This is a genomic window from Roseomonas genomospecies 6, assembly GCF_008365375.1.
GTDB lineage: Bacteria > Pseudomonadota > Alphaproteobacteria > Azospirillales > Azospirillaceae > Azospirillum.
In genome coordinates this window covers 87,218-108,442 of the sequence record NZ_QOKW01000011.1, presented here as the reverse complement: position 1 = coordinate 108,442, position 21,225 = coordinate 87,218, and the positions used below count along the sequence as shown (strand labels likewise).

17 protein-coding genes are annotated in these 21,225 nt (G+C 70.6%); 6 read left to right on the top strand and 11 right to left on the bottom strand.

Annotated features, from left to right (window positions below):
* Positions 1-1,749, bottom strand: coding sequence for an adenylate/guanylate cyclase domain-containing protein (locus DS843_RS15530; protein ID WP_286192121.1), 1,749 nt, complete (start codon positions 1,747-1,749; stop codon positions 1-3).
* Between the two features lie 141 nt (positions 1,750-1,890).
* Between DS843_RS15530 and DS843_RS15525 the strand changes: the two genes are divergently transcribed.
* A complete protein-coding gene (locus DS843_RS15525; protein ID WP_149469801.1) occupies positions 1,891-2,589 on the top strand; it encodes a Crp/Fnr family transcriptional regulator in 699 nt (232 codons plus the stop codon).
* A gap of 9 nt (positions 2,590-2,598) precedes the next feature.
* Here DS843_RS15525 and DS843_RS15520 read toward each other — a convergent pair whose 3' ends face one another.
* The 5 genes from DS843_RS15520 to DS843_RS31215 form a co-directional block, all read right to left on the bottom strand.
* Positions 2,599-3,180, bottom strand: a complete 582-nt coding sequence (locus DS843_RS15520) for a YceI family protein (RefSeq protein WP_149469800.1) — start codon at positions 3,178-3,180, stop codon at positions 2,599-2,601.
* A gap of 42 nt (positions 3,181-3,222) precedes the next feature.
* Positions 3,223-4,077 (bottom strand): hypothetical protein, encoded by an 855-nt coding sequence (locus tag DS843_RS15515; protein WP_149469799.1) that lies wholly within the window; start codon positions 4,075-4,077, stop codon positions 3,223-3,225.
* A 310-nt stretch (positions 4,078-4,387) separates the two neighbouring features.
* A complete protein-coding gene (locus tag DS843_RS15510) occupies positions 4,388-7,717 on the bottom strand; it encodes a PAS domain S-box protein (RefSeq protein WP_149469798.1) in 3,330 nt (1,109 codons plus the stop codon).
* Between the two features lie 13 nt (positions 7,718-7,730).
* On the bottom strand, positions 7,731-8,798 hold the full coding sequence (locus DS843_RS15505) for an HD domain-containing phosphohydrolase (RefSeq protein ID WP_149469797.1): 1,068 nt from the start codon (positions 8,796-8,798) through the stop codon (positions 7,731-7,733).
* A 135-nt stretch (positions 8,799-8,933) separates the two neighbouring features.
* On the bottom strand, positions 8,934-9,104 hold the full coding sequence (locus DS843_RS31215) for an RSP_7527 family protein (RefSeq protein WP_167525319.1): 171 nt from the start codon (positions 9,102-9,104) through the stop codon (positions 8,934-8,936).
* A gap of 442 nt (positions 9,105-9,546) precedes the next feature.
* On the opposite strand from DS843_RS31215, the gene DS843_RS15500 reads away from it, so the two are divergent.
* The 3 genes from DS843_RS15500 to DS843_RS15490 all read left to right on the top strand — a co-directional run bounded on the left by DS843_RS15500 (position 9,547) and on the right by DS843_RS15490 (position 11,411).
* Positions 9,547-10,224, top strand: a complete 678-nt coding sequence (locus tag DS843_RS15500) for a lysozyme inhibitor LprI family protein (protein WP_149469796.1) — start codon at positions 9,547-9,549, stop codon at positions 10,222-10,224.
* A gap of 181 nt (positions 10,225-10,405) precedes the next feature.
* Positions 10,406-10,825 carry an organic hydroperoxide resistance protein gene (locus DS843_RS15495; protein ID WP_149469795.1) on the top strand — a complete coding sequence of 140 codons (420 nt, stop codon included), beginning with the start codon at positions 10,406-10,408 and terminating at the stop codon, positions 10,823-10,825.
* Between the two features lie 130 nt (positions 10,826-10,955).
* Entirely contained in the window at positions 10,956-11,411 is a 456-nt protein-coding gene (locus DS843_RS15490; protein WP_208852249.1) for a MarR family winged helix-turn-helix transcriptional regulator, read from the top strand.
* Positions 11,412-11,429: 18 nt separating this feature from the next.
* Here DS843_RS15490 and DS843_RS15485 read toward each other — a convergent pair whose 3' ends face one another.
* Positions 11,430-12,662: a plasmid replication protein gene (locus DS843_RS15485; RefSeq protein WP_149469793.1), complete on the bottom strand. Its 1,233-nt coding sequence runs from the start codon at positions 12,660-12,662 to the stop codon at positions 11,430-11,432.
* Between the two features lie 774 nt (positions 12,663-13,436).
* Between DS843_RS15485 and DS843_RS15480 the strand changes: the two genes are divergently transcribed.
* The gene (locus DS843_RS15480) at positions 13,437-14,312 is read left to right on the top strand and encodes a helix-turn-helix domain-containing protein (RefSeq protein ID WP_286192120.1); all 876 of its coding nucleotides are present in this window, start codon (positions 13,437-13,439) and stop codon (positions 14,310-14,312) included.
* A gap of 9 nt (positions 14,313-14,321) precedes the next feature.
* On the top strand, positions 14,322-14,987 hold the full coding sequence (locus DS843_RS15475) for a hypothetical protein (RefSeq protein WP_149469791.1): 666 nt from the start codon (positions 14,322-14,324) through the stop codon (positions 14,985-14,987).
* A gap of 20 nt (positions 14,988-15,007) precedes the next feature.
* Here DS843_RS15475 and DS843_RS15470 read toward each other — a convergent pair whose 3' ends face one another.
* The 4 genes from DS843_RS15470 to DS843_RS15455 are packed head-to-tail and all read right to left on the bottom strand — an operon-like array spanning position 15,008 to position 21,225.
* A complete protein-coding gene (locus DS843_RS15470; protein ID WP_149469790.1) occupies positions 15,008-16,048 on the bottom strand; it encodes a TRAP transporter substrate-binding protein in 1,041 nt (346 codons plus the stop codon).
* Between the two features lie 15 nt (positions 16,049-16,063).
* On the bottom strand, positions 16,064-18,217 hold the full coding sequence (locus DS843_RS15465) for an adenylate/guanylate cyclase domain-containing protein (protein ID WP_149469789.1): 2,154 nt from the start codon (positions 18,215-18,217) through the stop codon (positions 16,064-16,066).
* A 48-nt stretch (positions 18,218-18,265) separates the two neighbouring features.
* A complete protein-coding gene (locus tag DS843_RS15460; RefSeq protein ID WP_149469788.1) occupies positions 18,266-18,805 on the bottom strand; it encodes a GNAT family N-acetyltransferase in 540 nt (179 codons plus the stop codon).
* On the bottom strand, positions 18,802-21,225 hold the full coding sequence (locus DS843_RS15455; protein WP_149469787.1) for an MFS transporter: 2,424 nt from the start codon (positions 21,223-21,225) through the stop codon (positions 18,802-18,804). Before DS843_RS15455 ends, DS843_RS15460 begins: the two co-directional genes overlap by 4 nt.

Here is a 21,225-nt window from a genome sequence, read left to right as displayed (position 1 = left end):
TCACGACTCCCCCTCCCCCGCCCAGCGGGGGAGGGCCGGGGTGGGGAAAGCAGGAACCTCGCCCTTCAACACCCTGTTCAGGTCCTCCAGGCGGTTGACCGTCCGCACCCCCAGCGTGCCGTCGCGGCCCCGGATCGCCACGTCCCGGCGATCCAGATGCTCCAGCCGCCGGAAACCTGCCAGCTCCGCCACCGCGTCGGAAAAGACCACCGTCGCACCCAGATTTTTGGTCATCTCCTCCAGCCGCGCCGCGACGTTGCCGGTGTCGCCGATGAACTGGAGCGACCCGTCCTCCGAGCAGGCCACCGCCCCGACGACGGCAAGGCCGGAATGCAGACCCGCCCCGAAGGCCAAGGGCTGGTCCAGCTCCTCCGCAAGGTCGCGGCTCAGCACCTCGATGTCCCGCCACAGGTCGGACGTGGCGCGCAACGCGCTGGCCGCGGCGGCCGCAGGGGCCTCCTCGTCGGCGAACATGCCCATCACCCCGTCGCCCGCAATGGCGATGACGTAGCCGCCATGCCGGCGGATCGCGTCGGTGACCACCTGGACGTAGCGGGTGACGATGAACAGCGCGTCGAAGGGCAGCCGCTCCGCCGCCAGCGAGGTCGATCCCCGCAAATCCACGAACAGCGCGGTGATCGCCAATTCCCGCCCGCTGTCCATGGGGGCGGAGACGGCGAAGGTGCGCCCGTTGTCCCGCGCCGCCAGCAGCGGAGTCACCGACAGCGGCGCCACGGGACGGAGCTGGCAGGCCAGCCGCACCGACGCGGGCGCCTTCATCCGCTCCAGCACCGCGCGCTCCGTGGGGTTGGGCGGGGGCAGGGCGTCCATTCCCTCCGTCACCCGGATGCGGCATGTGGAGCAGCGCCCGCGCCCGCCGCACAGCGCCGTGTGGGGAATGCCGTTGGCCCGGCTCGCCTCAAGGACGGAGGTTCCGCGCGGGACGGTCACCATGCGCCCGCCGGGATAGACGATGCGGACGGGGCTGGTCGCCCGCGCCCGCCAGTTGCGGAACTGCCGCAGGCCCAGCGTGCCGACCAGCAGCAGGACATAGGTGTTGAACACCGCACCGCTGAGCGCCGCCAGGGCGGCCCGGTTCTCCGCCTCCGGCGTTCCGGCGGGGGGCGGCTGGAACTGCTCCAGAAAGGCGGGGTCGGCGGCGGCCCGGCGCTCCGCGTCCCAGCCGGCGTTGAAGACTCCGGCAATCGCCAGCGTCGGCAGCAGCATGGCGAAGGCGCCCAGAAGGGAGGCCCGGCGCCGGTACCAGGGTTTCAGCATCAGCCAGCCGCGCACCCCGATGCAGCCGTGTATCCACACGATCACCAGCAGCAGGAGCTGCCGCCACAGCAGGGTTTCCGGCGCGGTGATCCAATAGAGGACGATCGCCCGCGGATAGGTCAGCGGGTCGCCGTACAGATCGTCGGCGAACATCCCTGTCATGCCGTGGGAGATCAGCAGGAGCGGAATGGTCAGGCCGAGCCCGAGCTGCCACGCCTCTCCGGCGGGCATGCGCAGGTGGCGGCGGCGGTACAGCGCCCACAACCCCAGACCGGCGTGGGTGACGAAGGAGAAGGCCAGCAGCGCCTGCCCCGGCGGCGTGTCCCACACCCACAGCAGGGTGCGGCGCGCCGCCTCCATCGCCGGCAGAAGCAGCAGGCCGACGGCGTGGGCGAGGAAATGGGTGATGACGAAGGTGAACAGCGTCAGGCCGGTGAACAGGCGCAACGGTCGTTCGATCCGGCGTTTCATGAACGGTTCCGGGCGGCGGATGGGGCGTTCGTCCATGTCGGTCGGCGGGCTCGGGCTGTTGGCTCGGCTTGTGCGTGGCGTCCCCTGGCATCCTATGAGATCATTCCGCGCCATGCCACTGCCCGACATCCAGGACCGTCGATGAAGCGCCGGACCGAAACGCTGGCCGGAGCGGCGCTGTTCCGTTCCCTCTCCCCCGCCGAGTTGCGGGCGCTGGAGGACCGCTGCGTCTGGCGCCGGGTGGAAGCCGGGCAGTGGATCATCGATTTCGAGGATGACGGGACCGACGTCTTCGTCGTCGCCGCCGGTCTGGTCCGGGTGACGATCCGCGCGATCTCCGGACGGGAGGTGATCCTGCGCGACATCCCCGCGGGGGAATTCTTCGGGGAGCTGGCGGCCATCGACGGAAAGGCGCGCTCCGCCGGCATCGTCGCCGTGACCAACGCGACGGTCGCCTGCATGCCCGCGCCGCTGTTCCGCGACTGCATCCACCGGTACCCCGACGTCTGCGATCAGGTGATGGTGCTGCTGGCCGGCGAGATCCGGAAGCTCGCCACGCGGGTGAACGAGTTCAACACGCTGGACGTGCGCCACCGCATCTATGCGGAGCTGTTGCGATTGGCCCGGCCCGACGGGCGGGGGGAGCACACCGCCACCGTCTCCCCGCCGCCGCCCCACGCCGACCTTGCCGCCCGCGTCAGCACCCGGCGCGAGGCGGTCTCGCGGGAGCTGAGCGCGCTGGAGCGCGACGGGCTGCTGGAGAAGCGGCGGGGAGCGCTGGTCCTTCTGGACACCCGCCGCCTGCGCGACCGGATCAGGCAGGCGGCGGAGGAGGATTGAGGACGGGGGTTATCCCTTCACCGCCTCGGATTCGATGATGAGCTGGATGTCGTCGCCGACGTTCGGCACGCCGTACTTCATGCCGAAGTCGCTCCGCTTGATCGTGCCGCGGGCGGAGAAGCCGACCGTCTCCAGCTTGCTGGCCGGGCTGACGCCGTCCTTGTTGAAGGTGACGTCCAGGATCACCGGCTTGGTGACGCCCAGCAGGGTCAGGTCGCCGTGCAGCTTGCCGGTCTTGTCGCCGGTCTTCTCGATCTTGGTGCTTTTGAAGGTCAGCTTCGGGAACTCCTTCACGTTGAAGAAGTCCGGCGACTTCAGATGCTCGTCGCGCTTGGCGTGGTTGGTGTCCACGCTGGCGGTGTCGATGGACACGGTCAGAGCGCTCTTCTCCGCGGCGTCCTTGTCGAAGGACAGCTCGCCGGCCACCGTGTTGAAGCGGCCCACCGCCTTGGAGAAACCGAGATGGTCGACGACGAACACCACCGCCGTGTGGGCCGGGTCCAGCTTGTAGGCGACCGGGGCGGCCTGCGCGGTCAGCGGCAGGGCGACGAGGGCGGTGCTCAGGGCGGCGGCGGCGAGAAGACGCTTCATGATCGGGGTCCTTTGTCTGAGGAAGGAGGAGATTCAGGTGAGTCAGTAGCCGGACACGTCGGAACCGGCGGACAGAAGGAAGGCGAGGCCCACGGCGGCGATAGCCGGCACCAGGGCGAGGACGGTCAGCGCCACGGTGCCCATGGCCCGTCCCGCCGCCGTCCGCGGCAGAGGCAGGCGGTCGCGCAGCCGGTCGGCGAAGAAGGCCGGAAGGACGAGCAGCAGGGCTTCGGCGTGGGCGGAGGAGAAGAAGGTCAGCGTGGCGGCCAGCAGCACCAGGATGCCCAGCGCCGCCTGACCGGCGTTGCCCCAGCCATGGCGCTCCACCGGCCAGTTCCACAACAGCAGGCCGCCGGTGGCCGCGGCCAGCGCGAAGGCGAGCTGAGCGACGGAGGCGGACGCCCCGGCCAGCGCCACCCCGCCAACCGCGACCGCGGCGGCCATCAGGGCGACGCCCGGCGTGGCCGCACCCTGGCTTTCCGCGGCGGTGCGGGACAGGGCGATCCACCCGCCCGCCAGCAGCAGGACGGCGGCGGTGATGGTGTCCAGGCCGCCCGGAAGCACCGGCAGGGCGATCCACAGCAGCGACACCGCCACCCAGGCGCCGAGCAGAAGCGTGCCGCGGCGGCGGTCCAGCCCGGCCAGATCGGCGCCGACGCCGATCAGCAGCCCGGCGGCGGCGCTCCAGAACAGGCGGCCCATGCTGGAGGGCGGCGGCAGGGCCGGCAGCCCGACGATCAGCGCATAGGCCGCCAGGAAGGCGGCGGCGACGCCCGCCGCGGCCAGCCGCGGCCCCCGCGACCGGCCGCCCGCGACGCGGGCCATGCCGACCGCGGCCACGCCGGCAACCAGCGGAAACAGGGCGGTCTGCACCACAAGATCATCGAGCAGAGCCATCGTCGGAGCACTCCATGCCGCAGGAAACGGGGCGCGGTCGGGTGGCCTGCCGGGATGGAACGGTCAGGCCACCGCTTCGCGGCGCGGCTGGAGAGTGCCCCCGCCACCCACCCGAGCCTGTGCGAAAACGCACATCCCGGACAGGGTTTGGGGGTGTTGGGATTTGTGGGGGAAGTTCTCGCGCCGGGCCCCCATCCCGGCCTTCCCCCACTTCGCGGGGGAAGGAGAATAGCCCTCCCTCGCCGAAGGTGGGGGAGGGTTGGGTGGGGGCCCAACGCGACCGCTCTTACTACCCAGACGGATCAGTCCCTCAAACCGGTTCGGAAAGCGCTTCCACGCTGTCCTTCAGCACATCCTCCAGGCTGCCGGCCAGGGCCAGGGCCTCTTCGGGCGGGGCCTTCTCCACCGCGAAGGCGAGGTCTCCCAACCGCTTCGCACCGACGTTCCAGGACAGTCCCTTCAGCGTATGGGCGGCCCGACGATGCTCCTCGCCGGCAGTCAGGGCGGCGGCGATCCGCGTCACCTGTTCCCGCGCGGTGTGTTCGAAACCTTCCAGAGCCTCGCGCCAGATCTCCGGCCCCAGCGCTTCGGCCACGCTGTCCACCTGTTCGCGGTCGAGCAGATCCGCCGCTGGAGCCGCCACCGGAGCCGCCGCCGGAACCGGTGCGGGAGCGGCGCTGCCGATGACCGCGCGGATCGCCGCGTCGAGGGCGGACGGGCGAAGCGGCTTCGGCACGAACCCGTTCATGCCCGACGCCATGCATTCCGGAATCGAACTGCCCGAAGCATGGGCGGTCAGCGCGATCACCGGAACCCGGTTGCGCGGGGCGGGCAGGGCGCGGATCAGCCGGGTGGCGGTCAGCCCGTCCATGCCCGGCATCTGGATGTCCATCAGCACCACGTCGAAGGGCTCCTCCGACCGCTCCACGGTCCGCACCGCCTCGTCCCCGTCCACCGCGGCGACCACGCTGTGCCCGCCGCGGATCAGGAGGCCGCGCACGATGTCCCGGTTCACCGCGTTGTCGTCCACCGCCAGCACCCGCAAGGGGGGCAGGGGATCGGCGGGCGGCGCGTCCGCCTCGGCGCCGCGCAGGACCGCCGGGTCGCCCGGCGCGCAGGCGACGGAGAACCGGAACAGGCTGCCCCTGCCCGGCGCGCTGGTGACGGAGATGGTCCCGCCGAGCAGCCCGCACAGCTCCCGGCAGATCGCCAGCCCCAGCCCGGTGCCGCCGTAGCGGCGGGTGATGGAGCTGTCGGCCTGGGTGAAGCGGTCGAACAGGGACGGGATGGACTCCGCGGCGATGCCGATGCCGGTGTCCTCCACCTCGAACTCCAGCAGGAACCGCCCGTCCGGCAGGTCGGCGCCGCGGCGGGCGCGGACGGCCACATGGCCGGCGCTGGTGAACTTCACCGCGTTGCCGACGAGGTTGAACAGGATCTGCCGCAGGCGGGCCGGATCGGTGACCACCGCCTCCGGAACGGTGGGCAGCATGCGGCAGGACAGGGACAGCCCCTTGTCCGTGGCCGAGGGCTGGAACACCGCCATCACCGCCTCCGCGAGGTCGGCGGGCGCGCAGGTTTCCTCCTCGATGGCGATCCGCCCGGCTTCCAGCTTGGAGAAGTCCAGGATGTCGTCCAGCAGCCGCAGCAGGTTTTCCGCCGAACGGCGGGCGACGCCGGCCAGACGCCGCTCCTCCGGATTCAGTCCCTCGCCGTCCAGCAGGGTCAGCGTGCCCAGCACGCCGTTCATGGGCGTGCGGATCTCGTGGCTGATGGTCGCCAGGAACTCGCTCTTCATCCGGTTGGCGTGTTCGGCGCTGTCGCGGGCGCGGCGCAGGTCGGCCTCGATCTGCTTGGCCTTGGACAGGTCGTGGAAGACTCCGATGAAATGCTCCCGCCCGCCCGCAAGCCAGCTCGACAGGGCGATTTCGGTGGGCACCGGCGTGCCATCGGCGCGCCGGACCGAAAGCTCGCGGATCACGCTGCCCCGCCGGTCCCGATCTCCGGAGAGGAGGGGCCGGAACAGGCGGTCGCAGCCGTCGGCCTGCCCGTCCGGGATCAGGACGGCGACGCTCCGCCCGATCATCTCCGCCTCGCGGACGCCGAACAGGGCCTCCGCCGCCGGGTTGAAGCCGGTGATCACGGCCTCCTGGTCGGCGACGACGATGGGCTGCCCGACCGCCGCGAACATGGCGCGGTAGCGCCGCTCGCTGTCGGCCAGCGACCGCTCCGCCTGCCGCCGCTCCGTCACGTCGGAACCGGAACCGCGGTAGCCGGCGAAGGCCCCGGCCTCGTCGAAGACCGGCTTGCCGCTCAGCGACCAGATGCGGGTGCCGCCGTCCGGCGCGCGCACCGCGAACTCGAAGCCGCGGAAGGGCTGCCGGTCCTCCAGGCTGCGGCGGTGCTCCTCCCAATGGGCCTCGTCGCCCGCCTCGCGCAGGGCGATGTCCGCGCAGCGGCGGCCCAGGTACAGACCGGGATCGCGGATCGATCCGGCGAAGGCCCCGGACATGCCGGAAAAGCGCAGATCGGCGTCCATGTCCCAGAACCAGTCCGACGCCGTTTCCGCGATGTCGCGCAGCTTCATCTTGCTGCCGCGCAGATGACGGGCGGTCTCGTCCAGCGCGGCGTGGGCGCGTCCCTGCGCGCGGCTCTGCCACGTCACCAGCGTCGCCAGGATGAACAGCAGGGCGCTTGTCAGGCCCGCGCCGACCAGATAGGCCCGCTGCCGCGCCCGGGTCTCCGCCATGAACTCCGCCTCGCCCAGGCCCGCGATGACGATCAGCGGATAGTTCTGAAGGCGGCGGAAGCTGCTGAGGCGGGCCACCCCGTCGACGGGGCTGACGGAGCGCAGGAAGCCGTCCGTCCGCTCCATGGCCTCCTGGAAGATGGTGGAGGTGGTGAGATCCAGCCCGATGATCCGGTCGTCCATGACGCTGCGCGCCCGCAGGATGCCGTCGCGCCCCAGGATGGCGACGATGCCCTCGCGGCCCACGTCGAGATCGTCGAAGATGCGTCCGAAATAGAAGGGGTCCAGCGAGGCGACGATCATCCCGCCGAACCCGCCGTCCGGGGCGGTGACCTTGCGGCTGAGCTGGATCGACCATTTGCCGGAGGCCCGCCCGAAGACCGGGCGGCTGATGAACAGCCCCTGGACGGAGCCCTCCTTGTGCACGCGGAAATGCTCGCGGTCGGCGAGGTTCACCCTGGCCGGGGCGTTGTCCACGCTGGTCTGGATCAGGTCGCCCTTGCCGTCCGCGTAGGCGAGTTGCAGCAGCAGGTCCGAATCCAGCGTCGCGTTCCGCATCACGTCGCGCAGCAGCGGGCTCTGGCTGCCCAGCCGGTGCAGGTCGTAGCCGATGAAGGACAGGATGCGGTCGGCCCCGGCGATGGCGCGGGTGGTCTGCTCCGCAATGATGTGCGCCAGATTGCCGGTGTCGCGCGCGGCCCGCTGGAGCGCGTCGCGCTGGTCGCGCTCGGTCAGGTAGAGAGCCGCGGCCCAGGCCGCCGCGGCGAGCAGCAGCGCGGCGACCCACACGCCGGACACCAACGCCCTGGACCGGCGCGCGTAGGCCCGGTTGGCGTGGTCGGGCGACGAAGGCTCCGGCGACGGCGGAAAGAGGGTGGACGCGTCCTGCATGGGGCTCTCCCGCCTACCGGAACGCGGCGCTGTCCGGCCCGGAGAACTCCGGTTCCGGGTGTGCGGCGTGGATGGCGCACACCGAATCCCAGGCGCGCAGGAAGGCGTCCACGCAGGCGGGGTCGAAATGGGTGCCGCTGTGCTCGACGATGTAGGCTTTGGCCATGTCGAGCGGCCAAGGCTTCTTGTAGGGGCGGGTGGTGGTCAGCGCGTCGAAGACGTCGGCGACGGCGACGATGCGGCAGGCCAGCGGAATCTCCTCGCCCCGCAGGCCCCTCGGATAGCCGGTGCCGTCGTACCGCTCGTGATGGCCGAACGCGATCTCCGCGGCTTCGCTGATGAGCGGGTGCTCGCTTCCCTGCAGCACCGCGTAGCCGATCGACGGGTGCTGCCGCATCACCTGCATTTCGCAGTCGTTCAGCCGGCCGGGCTTCAGCAGAATGGCGTCGGGGATGCCGATCTTGCCGATGTCGTGCATCGGCGCGGCCTCGGCCAGCCGGGCGCAGTCCTCGGGGTCGAGTCCCAGGCTTTCGGCGATGACGCGCGAGTAGTTCGCCATCCGCTCGATGTGCAGGCCCGTTTCCGGATCGCGGTATTCCGCGGCGCGGGCGAGGCGGGCCACCAGTTCCTGGGCCTGCCGGCGGAGCTGGGCGGTCGCCTCCTCCACCCGGGTGCGCAGCACGGCGGCCTGATCGCGCAGCATCCGCTGGCCCAGCCGCAGGCTCAGGAGATTCTGCGCGCGGGCCAGCAGTTCCGGCACGACGATGGGTTTGGTCAAGAAATCGGTGCAGCCGCTTTCAAGGGCGGCCACCCGGAGCTTCACCGACGTATCGGCGGTGATCATCACCACCGGAACGTCAGCGAGATGCCGCTGGGCGCGGATGCGCTCCAGCATCGCCATGCCGTCGATCTCCGGCATGACGTTGTCCATCAGAATCAGGTCGGGCGTGTTGCGGGCCAGCCAGTCCAGGGCCTCCAGCGGGCTGCCCATCCCGACGGGCTCCGCGTCGTCGATCCGCCGGATGACGGCGCTCGTGATGAACAGCGTGCCCGGATCGTCATCGACGATTACAACCTGCATTTTCCCGCTCGCCCCGGACCAACCATTTTAGGTATCATCATTAAATGATACGCGGCAAAATCTTAACGAATCTTGCCGAAATGGGCCGCGTGCAGGGGAATGTGCGGGCGAAATGCCGCGGCCGGACCGTCCGCGTCAGCGGGCGGCGGTCAGCCCGCCGTTCGCCGGAGTGGCCGGGCGGCTGAAGGCGGCGGCCAGGCGGCGGAACAGGCTGCGCAGATAGGCCGCCCGCATGGCGTCCGCCTGACGGCGGATGTTGCGCAGTTCCGTGGACGACAGGGGGTTCGCAAAGGAATCGGCGTTCATGGCTGTCCTCGTGGCGGCATCAGGGGCCGCGGTTCGATGGGAATGTCTTCGGCAGTGCCGCTTGGGCGTCGGGGTCGGCGGCTGGCCGTGGAAGGGGCCTGCGCGATGCCGGCGAAGGAGCGGCGTTGCCTGCCTGGATATAATGGCATCGCCGTCCGGAAAGACGACGCGCCGATAACGCATGGCTTCCATTACTATGATGCAGCGCACAAGCCAGAATAGAATGGGGCATCATCACTCAAGAACACAAATCATCGCAGCGCTGTTAAAAGAAATGGTCGCAGCGCTGTGACGGCGGGAACTTCCGCAGCGCTGCGATGCCCAGGGTCCCGCTTTCCGACCGGGCCGGAAACACACCAAGCCGGATGATCCCCGGCGGGCGGGTTGACCGTCTTCCGCAACCAAGGCAGAGTCGAAACCCGACCACCGAACGGGACACCGCATGCTCCGCCCAGCGCTGCTCGCCCTCGGCCTTCTGGCCCTGCCGTCCGCCGCCATGGCCGCGGGTTTCCCCTGCTCGAAGGCCGCCACGCCCACGGAGAAGGCGATCTGCGCCGATCCGGCGCTCTCCGCGCTGGACGAGCGGCTGTCCGCGACCTACCGCGCCGCGCTGGAAAGCCTGTCGGGCGCCAGCCCGGACGAGGGTCCCGCCGGGGCCGCCGTGAAGGCCGACCAGCGGGCGTGGCTGCGCGAGCGCGACTCCTGCGGAGCCGACGCCTCCTGCCTGCGCCGCGCCTACGAGGGGCGCGTGGCGGTCCTGTCCTTCCGGACCGATCCGGCGGCACCGTCCCCCGCCGGACGCTATGTGGGCCGTTTCGACCATGAGGGGTTCATCGGCATCGCCGCCATGGCCCTGCGCGACGGCACGGTGGCCGTCACCGTCAGCGGCGCCGAACCCACGGCGGGACGCTGGATCTGCAATGTCTCGGGCATCGGGCGGCTGGACGACGCCGGGCGCCTGATCGTCGGCACGCCCGACGCGGAGGGCGGCGGCCTGATCCTCGTCGCGGAGGAGGGCGGCGGGATCGCCATCCCCGACCTGGAGCCCAACCAAGCCGCCAGCGGCCATTGGTGCGGCCGCAACGGCAGCGTCATCGCGTCCTACCACCGCCTTCCCTGATCGCCCGTCCCTGCGAAGCGCGTGCCTGTCGCCATGCGGGCGATGCATTGCGCGCAATTCGATAGCGCATGACCATTCTCATTGCGCGCAATTCGATTTTGCGTGATGCTTCCTTCCGGCAACAAGCGGCAACCCGCATCCCCGATCCGAAACGATCCATCTGTTCGAAGGAGCACACGCGATGAAGATCCTCTACTCGACCAAGGCGACGGCCACCGGCGGGCGTGACGGCAAGGCGGAGACCGACGACGGCCTGCTGTCGGTGGCGCTGGCCGCCCCGAAGGAATTGGGCGGCAAGGGCGGCGCCACCAATCCCGAGCAGCTTTTCGCCGCCGGCTATTCGGCCTGCTTCCTCGGCGCCATGAAGTTCGTGGGCAACCGCGACAAGATCGCCGTGCCGGCGGACGTGACGGTCACCGCCCAGGTCGGCATCGGCCCGCGCGACGACGGCGAAGGCTTCGGCATCGCGGTGGACCTCACCGTGTCGCTGCCCGGCCTGGACAAGGCGGCGGCCGAGGATCTGGTGGCCCGCGCGCACAAGGTCTGCCCCTACAGCCACGCGACCAAGGGCAACATCGCGGTGAACACCGCGGTCGCGTAACGAGGCGCGCAACAGGGTTCCATGGTCTCGGGCGTGTTGCGCGCCATACCCCCATGCGCTATGGGGTCGCGCGCAACACGCCTGCGACGTTTCCCTGGCTGGGAATTCCCGAACCATGAATTCCAGAACGATGAGCACCGACGACGAAAACCCGCTTCTTCTCGCCAATCAGGCCTGCTTCGCCCTGTATTCGGCGAATCTCGCCATGACGCGGGTCTACCGCCCCCTGCTGGACGCGCTGGAACTGACCTATCCGCAGTATCTGGTCATGCTTCTTCTCTGGGAAGAGGACGGCCAGACCATGAAGGCGGTGGGGGAACGGCTGCTGCTCGACAGCGGCACGCTGACCCCGCTGCTGAAGCGGCTGGAAGGGCAGGGGCTGGTCACCCGGGCGCGCGACCCGGCGGACGAGCGGCTGGTGCGCATCCATCTCACGGCGCAGGGCGCCGCCCTGCGGGAACGGGCCACGGCGCTGCCGGACCACATCGCCGCGGCGGCGAACTGCCCGCTGCCGGATCTCGCCGGACTGCGCGACGCGCTGCTGCGCTTGCGCGATTCGCTGAACGCCGCCGCCGACCCTGGCTGACGCCGGGACCGGCTCCGGTCAACCGGCTTCCGCCATCGGCAGCAGAGGAGTCTCCTGGGTCAACCGCTTGGCCCGGCGGGCGCGGGTTTCCACCGTGGCGGCGGGGGTGACCGGCACGAAATCGGTGGGGCGGCGGTCGTCGCCGGTGATCGCCCGCATGGCCGCCACGTTGGCGCTCTCCACCGCCTGCGCCTTGCGCACCTGGGCGAGGAACTTCGCGCTGGGCAGCATCACGTAGGTGATCCCCTCGATGCGGGCGCCGATCTTGTCGTAGAGCTTTTCCGCGCTGGTCAGGATGCCTTCCTCCACCAGGGCGTCCACGGCGGCGGTCACCGCGCGCAACGTGTCGCGGCGGCGGCTCCACACATTCATGCCGCTGTTCTTGATGATCTCGTCCGCGGACAGGGTCATCGCCTTGGCGCCCAGATCGCCCGGCGCCTCCGCCCCCGAGTAATCATACTCGGCGCTCAGACGGTTGTAGAGCCAGCGGGAGACCGGGCTCTTCAGCCGCATCAGCCATTGGTAGCTGACCGGCTTGAACTCCAGGTTCCGGATGGCGGAGGAGACCAGCGGATTGAATTGCAGGTGGGTTTCCTCGTCGCCGCCCTCATCGCCGATCAGGTCGGGGCGGGAGCGGATGGCCAGCACCGGGAAGGCCGTGGATTCCAGCAGGTTGGCGCCCCGCCCCTTCTTCACGCCCTCCGCCGGCTTGCCGATGATGATGCGCGAGCGCGCCAGGATGGTCAGCGATTCCCGAATGTCGCGGATCGACAGGGTGTGGCCGACCGCCTTCAGCTCCCGTTGGATTTCATAGAGGGTGAAGCGCATCTGCACCTTGTCGCGGTTCTCCCCGCCCAGCGACAGGCGCGAGCGGTCCATGGCGAGGCGGCGAACCACATGCTCCACCACCTGCTCGCGCTCGGCGGGGAAGACCTCGTACTCTATCTCGGTCTGGCCGTCGGCCTGGGCGGCCCCGTCGTCCCGGTTGACCATGTCGCGGTTGACCATCTTGGTCAGACGGGCGGGCTGGATGGTCAGGTGGAAGGTGCTGCCGCGGTAGGTGAACTCGCGCTTGATGGACGCGACGAAATTGCCCTTCGCGGGCGCGGTTTCCGCGGACCGCCCGCCGTCGCGCGAGGCGAAGACGTAGCGCGGCGCCAGATCGTACAGCGCGATCAGGTGCGACTGGGAGCGGTCCTCCAGTTCGAACAGCACCAGTTGCAGCGCGCCGGGTGTCGCGATCTTGCTCATCCAATCCCTCCTTGCCCGGTTATGACCATGCGGCGGGATGCGCGCTCTGACAACCGCTTCGTGATGGGCGACCTCCTTCGGTATGGAGCCTTTGCCCGCACCCATGGAGCGATAGCCCGCGGGTATGGAGCGATAACCCGCGCTTCCCCGGCGGGCCTCTGATTTCCTTCGGAATTCCTGGCGACTCCGCCTTCCCCGCGCGAATCGCTGCGCGGGTTCGGGGGCGAAGGCGCGGGCTATCGCTCCATGGGCGCTTTCCCCGCCGCGAGTCGGGACTCCATGGGGCCACCCCGGACGGTGCGGGACCGGCGCGAGCAAAAGCTCCATCCGCTGCACGCCGCCGGAATTCCGGCATGGAACCGGGGCAGGGAAAAGCGCGGGCTGTTGCTCCATAGCCGCGGGCTATCGCTCCATGGCGAAGCGGCATCGCTCCGGCAAACCGCGGGCAAAAGCTCCATGGCCTCCCGCCGCGTCCGCGGCCCATGGCTCCATCGCCGGGATTCCGGGGGCGCGGGCTATCGCTCCAGGGGCGCGGGTTTCCACTCCAGGATTCCGATTCGGCGGCAAGGCGCGGGCTGTCGCTCCAGGGTGGCGGGCAAAGGCTCCAGGAGCGCGGGCAAGGGCTTCAGGAGCGCGGGCTACCGCTCCATGCTTGGCTATGGAGCTTTTGCCCGCGGTTTGAAGAGCCGCGCGCCGCCGGGAATCCTCATCCGCAAAGCCACCGGCCCGCTTCTGCCCGCGGAGCCGGTTCCCATCGCCTTGCGGAGCCCCCGTATGACACCCCGTGACGACGCACCGACGAACATTCCACCGGACGAAGGCCCGCCCGCCGACACCGGGCGCTGGGGCCGCATCCCGGCCTGGTGGCTCGGCCATCCCGCCATCGACGCCGACGGTCTGGCCGTTCTGGCGGCGCTGGCGACCTACGCCAACGCCCGCGGCGAGTGCTGGCCGTCGCAGGCGACCCTCGCCGCGGCGCTGAAGCGCAGCCGCAGCACCGTGAACCGCATCCTCGGCCACCTCGCCGAATCCGGGGTGATCGAAATGGAAGCCCGCCGTTCCGCCTCGGGCGGGCGCCTGTCCTGCCTGTACCGGCTGCGGCTGGTTCCCGGCGAAGGGCCGATTCCGGCGGCCGGGGCGGAGGAGGGCCGCGCCGGAAAGCCTCCCGGAAAGCCCCCTGTGCAGCCCGTCGCCAAGGATGTCGCGTCCGCCGACTCCCCTTGTGCGCCGATGCGACAGGAACAGCCGGAATCCGAACAGACTCCGGACTCGCACGCTTCGCGCGGGCCGGCGCAGGCAGTAACGGCCGGTTTTGTACCGGAAGACTGGGCGCCGGACGCCGGCGACCGGGCCTGGGCCGAAGCCCGCTTTGCCGGGGTCGATCTGGACCGCCACGCCGAAGGCTTCCGGCTGCGCTGCCGGGCGCACGGCTACCGCTACCGCGATGTCGGAGCCGCCTGGAAAGCCTGGCTGGCGCAGGACGCCGCCGCCGGAAAGGCGCCGATGATCCGCCCTGCCGCTCCATCCGCCGGCGGACGGCCTGTCCCCGCCGCTCCGGCACCCGAATTGAAGCTCGGCGCCTGGATGGCCGCCGCGGCGAAGCTGAAGGCCGCCCGCGACGGCGGCCCCACCCCGCAACGCTGGAGCTGAGGAAACGCCATGAGTGCACAGCCGCGGCCCGCCCCGCATGGGAGTCCATCGGTCGTGACGCCCTTGCCGTCGCGTCCGCCGCCCGCCTTCGATCCCACGGCTCCCGCCGCGGAGCGTAGGGTCGTCCTGACCACCGCCCTTCCGGCGCCGCTGCGGGAGATCCTGGCCGCCGGACAGGTGGAGCGCCGCCCGCGCTTCGGCGACCGCGGCTTCGACGGGGTGACGGAAGACTGGAGCCCGCCCGACGGGGTGACCGGCCAGCACGCGCAGATGGCGCGGCGCGCGCTCGGCGAGCTGACCGGTTCCATCCTGGCCCCGGCCTCGCCGGACCATCTCCTGGCCCGGGTCCTGGCGTTGCTCAGCCATTACCCGGCCAAGGGAACCGCGCCGGAGGTGGAGCATCTGGTCGCGCTCGACTGGGCGGAGGATCTGGGGGAATTCCCGGCCTGGGCGGTCGACGCGGCGGCGCGGAACTGGCGCCGGACGCAGAAATGGCGCCCCTCCATCGCGGAGATGCGGGCGCTGTGCGAGGAGGTCTGCGCGCCCGAACGGGCGTTGGCGCGGCGCCTCTCGGTGATCGCGGCGGCGGGAGAGCGGGCGGAAAGCGAGGCGGACCGCAGCCCCGCCGGCCAGTTGCGCACTCTGGCGGGGGGAGCGGTCCGGCGGATGGGATGACCTGAACTCAGGGATACACCCTACGGCGTCCGCTCCTCGCGGATCGCGCGTTCGAAGGCGGCCAGCATCTCCACCCCCTCGGCACCGAAGCGCCGCTCGATGGCCTCGCGCACCGCGGGCTGGGTGACCTTGCGGAACGCCTCCGCCTCGCGCGGGGTCAGCGTGTGGACCTCCATGCGCTGGGCCAGGGGCGGCAGGCCGCGGTCGGAGGATTCGATCAGGCGGCTGAGACCGCGGCTGGCGACGACTCCCAGCCGGGCGCCGTTCATCACGGCTGCACGGTCGCTCGGGGCGAGATCGTCCAGGAACTTGGTGTTCATCACCCAGATGTAGGGGAGAAACAGGTGGTTGCTCAGCGTCAGGTGGCGCTGCACCTCGTCGAAGCGGGCGAAGCGGACGATCGGCACGGGGTTCATCTGGCCGTCGACCGCGCCGGTGCCCAGCGCGTTGTACAGCTCCGACCACGCGACGTTGACCGGCGTGCCGCCCAGGCTGCCGATCATGATCCGGTGCGTCTCCAGGTCCATGATGCGGATCTTCAGGCCCTTCATGTCCTCGGGCATGCGGATCGGGCGCTTGGAGTTGGTCATGGTGAACAGCCCGCCGGGATCGCCGAAGCCCAGCACGGCAAGCCCCGCCTTGCGTCGGATCTCCTCGGCCAGCCGCTGGCCGAAGGGGCCGTCGAAGACGTCGTAGGCGTTGGCGACGGAGGAATAGGCGAAGGGCAGGTCGATGACCGCCAGCATCGGGTAGAGCGGTGCCACCCCGCCGACCGAGGAGATCGCGGACTGGATCGTCCCCTGGCGGACCAGCTTCACCGCGTCACCGTCGCGGCCCATCTGACCTTCGGGGAAGATCTCCACGCGCACGCGCCTCTGGGTGGCCATCTCCACATGGTTCTTGAAGACGATCGCCATCGCTCCGGCGGTGTTGTCGAAGGCGTCGTTGCGGTTGGGGTGGGCCAGCTTGATGACCGTCTCCGCGGACACCCCGGCGGCGGCGAGCGCCAGCGCCAGTCCCGTGCAGGCGGCCATAAGCCGCGCCGTCCATGTGTTCGTCATCGCGTCCTCTTCGGGCTATTTGGTCTTGAAATGCTCGGCGGGGTCCCAGCCGTCGCCGGGCGGGTCGGCGATCAGCCGTTCACAGCGCGCGATGTAGATCCGGGCCAGCGCCGCCACCTCCGGCTCGTCGGCCAGGGGGTGAAGCAGCTCCAGCGCGGCGGACCAGCGCCGGCTGCGGTAGAGCGACACCGCGACATGCCATTGGCGGCAGAGGTCGTGGGTTTCGGACGGGCGGGCGAAGGCCGAATGGGGGTCCAGCGAGCCGACCAGCTCGAACAGCTCGATCGGGGCCGACAGGCCCGACGGCACGGCCAGATCGACGGGCCGGAACAGGAAGCGCCCGCGCACGGCGCGTTCCACCGCCCCCGTCACCAGGATGCTGGTCCCGTAGACCTTGTTCAGCCCCTCGATGCGCGAGGCGAGATTCACATGGGAGCCGAGCGCGGTGTACTGCATGCGGTCGGAGGAGCCGACGTTGCCCACCACCACCTCTCCCAGATGCAGGCCGAAGCGGGTCGGCATGGGGGGCGTTCCGGCGGCGAGGCAGGCCTCGTTGATGGCGTGGTTGACCGACAGGCAGCCGAGTGCGGCGAGGCAGGCCCGCTCCGCATGGTCCGGGTCGGGGCGCGGGGCGTTCCAGAAGGCCATGATCGCGTCGCCGATGAACTTGTCCACCGTGCCGCCATGGCCGTGGATGCAGGCGGTCATCCGCTCGAAATAGGTGGTCAGCCGGTCGAGCACCTGCTGCGGCGGCATGGCCTCGCTGGTCGCGGTGAAGCCCGCGATGTCGCTGAACAGGATGCTGAGGGAGCGTGTCTCCCCGCCGAGATCGCCGCCGTCGCCGGTCACGATGATGTCGCGCACCAGCGCCTTCGGCACATAGGCGCCGAAGCGGCGCAGGCCGCCCTTCATGGTCTCCACGGCGCCGGCCAGCTCGGCCACCTCCTGCACGCGGGTGCGGACGGCGAAGCGGCCGTTCAGGTCGAACTGGCGGATGCGGTTGGTCTCCGCCACGATGTCCCGCATCGGACGGGTCAGCCGGTGCGACAGCCACAGCAGAAGCAGCACCGAGACCGCCAGCAGCCCGCCGCCGATCACGACGATGCGGTAGGTGGCGCTGCGGATGGAGCCGACGAACTCGTCCACCTCCACAGCCACGCCGACGGTCCAGCCCGCGCCCACCCCGTCGGTCAGGGTCGCGAACTCCACGATGTAGTCCCGGCCCTGCGGCCCCAGCGGTGCGATGAAGCGGTCGCCGGCCCCGGCCTTGCGGCGCTCCACCGCGCCGGCCAGCACCGGGTCGGGGAAGGACTCCGCGCGGTGAAGCGCCGTCGCCGTTCCCTCGTCGTCCACCAGCAGCTCGGCCCGGTTGTGGCAGATCACCCGTCCGTGCCCGTCGATCACGAAGACGGCCCCGGACGGCCCGATGCGCAGGGCGTCCAGCCGGGCGGCCAGAGCGTCGAGCGCCACATCGGCCCCGATTGCGCCGATGGGCACGCCGTCGTCGGTGGCCATCCGGTAGGAGACGGTGACCACAGGGCGCCGGGTCGCCGGCAGGACGAAGGCGTCGGACATCACCGGCGCCCCGGACCTGTGCGCCGCTTCGTACCAGGGGGCGGTGCGCGGGTCCTCCGTCGCCTCGGCCCGCTCCACGCCGGTCACCTGTCCCCAGGAGCGCAGATAGAAGTAGGAATCGGCGAAGCGGCCCGAACTGGCGTCCTGCATGCGCAGGGCTAGCGCGCTCTCGGGGGGCGGGTCGGCGGGGCCGAAGTGTCCGCCTTCGGGCGCCAGCCGGACCATCTGGAAGAACGCCCCGTCCCCGGCGAAGCCGACATAGAGCGAGGCGAGCTGCGGCATGGTGGCCAGCGCTCCGGAGAAGTAGCGCAGCGATTCGATGCGGCGCAGCCCGTTGCGGTCGATCCGCCCGAATCCGGCCATCGCCTCGGCCACGCGGGCCACCGGGCTGACCAGACCGTGCAGGTCGTTGGTGACCGTCTGGGTCGTGCGCCCGATGGATTGGGACGCCACCTCCAGCGCGGTGCGGGAATTCTCGTGATAGAGGTAGCTGAGCATCACCGCGATCGGCGGCACCGTCGTCATCAGGAAGGCCAGCGCGATTCCCACGCGCAGGCGAATCCGGTAAGGGGGCCGGTAAGGGGGTTGAGACATCGGGCGGTCTCCGGTGGGCCAAGGGGCCAGTGGGAAAGGGGAGGAGCGTCAGCCGCCGGCCGGGGCGGAGAGGTCGCGGACGAACAGAAGACGGTCGTGCCCGTCGTGCTTGGGCTTGCGCGCGAAGACGCGCATGCCGACCGACAGCATCCCACGCACGCTCGCCGTGTTCTCGGGCCGGACGGTGGCGAACCAGTAGCGGTGCCGGCCCGGCGGCAGGACGTCGCGGGCGGCGGTTTCGATCAGGCGCCGGTGCAGGCCCTGCCCGCGCCGCGCCGGATGCACCAGGACGCCGGTGAAATGCAGCGCCCGGTCCAGTTCCCCGTCCGGCAGGCCGTAGTCGCGGCCCAGATTGTGGGCGGACCGTCCCGGAAACTGGATGGCGAGGAAGGCGGCCAGCCCCCCGCCGGGTTGCTCCTCCGCATGCGCTCCCAGCACCGCGCCGCGCCCCTTCTCCGGCCCGGCCAGCATGTCCGACAGCTCGGCTTCGGTGAGCGGGTGCATCAGCGGGCCGCAGGCCTCCCGCTGCAGCGCCAGGACGGCGCTCAGCGCGTCCGGGGCCAGGGGGGCGAAGCGCAGGCCGGTCATCGTCCGTCCTCCGTCCGCGGGTGGGACGGGACGGCCCGCCGCCACGTCAGCAGGGCGAAGAGCAGCAGGCTGCCGGCCAGCAGCGCGCCGATCGCGCCGACCCCCTCCGGTCCGGCGCCCAGCGGGACGGCGGCGGCCAGCGTGCCGAACAGCAGCGGCCCGGCGGCCTGCCCCAGCTTGCGGGTGTTGACGTGCAGGGCCAGAACGGAATCGCGCCGCCGTGCCTCCCGCGCCGCCAGAAGCTCGACATGGCGGATCTGGGCGGACAGGCCGAAGCTCTCCGCCAGCCCGATCACGAACACCGCACCGAAGGCCGTCCACAGCGACGCCTGAAAGCCGAACAGAGTCAGCGCCCCGGCGATCATCGCCGCGGACAGAAGGGTCACACCCGGAACCGGCAGGCGCCGCGCCGCCAGCCGCGTCAGCAGCGGACCGGCCAGGATCACGCACAGGCCATGCAGCAGGTAGGCGCGCCCCACCGTCGACGAGGACAGGCCGATGTCCGCGATGAACAGCGGCAGATAGAAGGGCAGGAACATCGCCGCCACGGCGGTGGGCAGGGAGATCAGCGCCAGGAATAGCGGCACCTTGATCCGCCGCGGCGGGCGCTCCGCTCCCGCGCACGGGGTGGCAGCCGCCGCAGGCGCGCCATGCGCGGTCGGCGGGGTGGGCTCCGGCAGGCGGGGGATGCCGAAGGCCGTGTAGAACAGCCCGGCCAGCGGGATTAGGGCGCCCGCCGCGAAGACCGCCACCGGCCCCTGACTCGCGGCGAGCAGCGCGCCCGACACGGCGCCGCAATTCACCCCCGCATACATCCCGGCGAACATGCCGGATTGCAGGGCCGGCGTGTCGGTCATCGCGCGCAGCCGCCCGATCAGGGCGTTCGTGGCGATCAGCCCGGCCATGGTTCCCGCCCCGCTCAGCCCGCGGGCCAGCACGAACGGCAGCGGGTCGGCGGCGACCGCCGCCAGGGCGCTCCCGGCCGCCGCCGCCGAGAAGCCGGCGAGCGCGACGGCCCGCCAGCCGAACCGCCCGGTCAGCCACCCGGCGGCCAGCGCCGCGGCGACTCCGCACAGCATCTCCGCCGTCAGGGGAGCCGCGGCGGCCCGGGACGGGGAAAGGCCGAACAGATCGCCGTCGAACCTGCCCATCATCAGCGGCACGAAGGACACCGACAGGAAAGTCCCGAAATACATCAGGAACGTCGCGAAGCGGATCGACCGGGCGAAGTCCGCGGTTCCAGGCATCGCGTTCCGGGTCCGGCTCTTCTGCCGGTCGCCCAGGACACGATGCAACTCGAACATGAACAGCATCGAGGTGATGAGGACGGTCGCCATGTCCAGCCCGAATCCGGACATCTCGCCGACGATCCGGTCGCCGTCGACGACGATCACCAGATCGCGGGATTGATCGTTCCGGTCCGGCGGCAGCGGCCAGCGCAGCGTCAGGTCGTCAATGGACAGGAGAGGAAGGTCGTCGTCCGCGTCGTCAGTGACCGTCGGCTTGCGGTCGGACTCCAGCAGCTCGATCGATTGGACGGTGAGCAGGCTCGCGCGGATGCGATCGAAATAGGCGTCGATGCCGTGCAGCGATTCATAGTCGGGGCCGCGCTCGGTGATCGAACGGATGTCGTTGCGCACCATGCGGGCGACGATGTGGGTCGCCTGTTCGGCGGCCAGCATGTGCCCGTTCGACAGCATGGAGTAATATTCCGCGCTCGTTGCGACCTGCATGGCCAGCAAAGCGGCCAGCGACAGCCGCCGGCGGTTCCGTTCCAGCCAAGCCGTCCGCTGCCCGGCCTTCCGCCGCGCCAGCCACGCCACGGCGGCGCTGGACAGGCCGAGCAGTGCGATCGTTCCCAGCCCCGTCCACAGCAGCAACGGGAGGATCGAATCCAGAAATTCCTCGACGCGGGCTTCGACCAGCGTGCCGTCCGACTCCATGATCAGGAAACCCGTCAGGTCCTGCTCGCCGGGCGTGCGGATCGGGATGTAGAGGGAATAGGTGCCGCTTGCCGCGTTGTGTTCGGACCATTGGCCCCGCTTCGCCAGTTCGGCGGCAGCGCGGCGACGGGTGGATTCGGCCATCCGGTCCGCCCCGTCGCCCTCGGTCGTCTGAACGATGCGCCCATCCGCCATGGCGACCTTGACGTCCAGGACCCAGGGCAGATTGAGGGTGATCTGCTTCAGGATCGCGTCCATCCCATAGAAGCGGTCGAGCCGCTTGCCATAGCCCAGAGCCTCCTGGATGTTGCCCACCGCCTTGTCGCCGACGACCGCATAGGCGGCCATCAGGGTGCTGGCATAATTCTGGCGGAACGCTCCGAAGTTGATGCTGAGGGTGAAGGCGATCGTGGCGCACACCAGCAAGGTGGACACCACGAAGCCGCGGAAGCCGGTCCTGGCCACAGCCACGGCCAT

Coding starts and splice junctions, on each gene's coding strand:
- DS843_RS15490 (WP_208852249.1), top strand. CDS start 10,956: ATGAGCACCGACGACGAAAACCCGCTTCTTCTCGCCAATCAGGCCTGC.
- DS843_RS15495 (WP_149469795.1), top strand. CDS start 10,406: ATGAAGATCCTCTACTCGACCAAGGCGACGGCCACCGGCGGGCGTGAC.
- DS843_RS15485 (WP_149469793.1), bottom strand. CDS start 12,662: ATGAGCAAGATCGCGACACCCGGCGCGCTGCAACTGGTGCTGTTCGAA.
- DS843_RS15520 (WP_149469800.1), bottom strand. CDS start 3,180: ATGAAGCGTCTTCTCGCCGCCGCCGCCCTGAGCACCGCCCTCGTCGCC.
- DS843_RS15525 (WP_149469801.1), top strand. CDS start 1,891: ATGAAGCGCCGGACCGAAACGCTGGCCGGAGCGGCGCTGTTCCGTTCC.
- DS843_RS15455 (WP_149469787.1), bottom strand. CDS start 21,225: ATGGCCGTGGCTGTGGCCAGGACCGGCTTCCGCGGCTTCGTGGTGTCC.
- DS843_RS15510 (WP_149469798.1), bottom strand. CDS start 7,717: ATGCAGGACGCGTCCACCCTCTTTCCGCCGTCGCCGGAGCCTTCGTCG.
- DS843_RS15470 (WP_149469790.1), bottom strand. CDS start 16,048: ATGACGAACACATGGACGGCGCGGCTTATGGCCGCCTGCACGGGACTG.
- DS843_RS15530 (WP_286192121.1), bottom strand. CDS start 1,749: ATGAAACGCCGGATCGAACGACCGTTGCGCCTGTTCACCGGCCTGACG.
- DS843_RS31215 (WP_167525319.1), bottom strand. CDS start 9,104: ATGAACGCCGATTCCTTTGCGAACCCCCTGTCGTCCACGGAACTGCGC.
- DS843_RS15460 (WP_149469788.1), bottom strand. CDS start 18,805: ATGACCGGCCTGCGCTTCGCCCCCCTGGCCCCGGACGCGCTGAGCGCC.
- DS843_RS15500 (WP_149469796.1), top strand. CDS start 9,547: ATGCTCCGCCCAGCGCTGCTCGCCCTCGGCCTTCTGGCCCTGCCGTCC.
- DS843_RS15515 (WP_149469799.1), bottom strand. CDS start 4,077: ATGGCTCTGCTCGATGATCTTGTGGTGCAGACCGCCCTGTTTCCGCTG.
- DS843_RS15480 (WP_286192120.1), top strand. CDS start 13,437: ATGACACCCCGTGACGACGCACCGACGAACATTCCACCGGACGAAGGC.
- DS843_RS15505 (WP_149469797.1), bottom strand. CDS start 8,798: ATGCAGGTTGTAATCGTCGATGACGATCCGGGCACGCTGTTCATCACG.
- DS843_RS15475 (WP_149469791.1), top strand. CDS start 14,322: ATGAGTGCACAGCCGCGGCCCGCCCCGCATGGGAGTCCATCGGTCGTG.
- DS843_RS15465 (WP_149469789.1), bottom strand. CDS start 18,217: ATGTCTCAACCCCCTTACCGGCCCCCTTACCGGATTCGCCTGCGCGTG.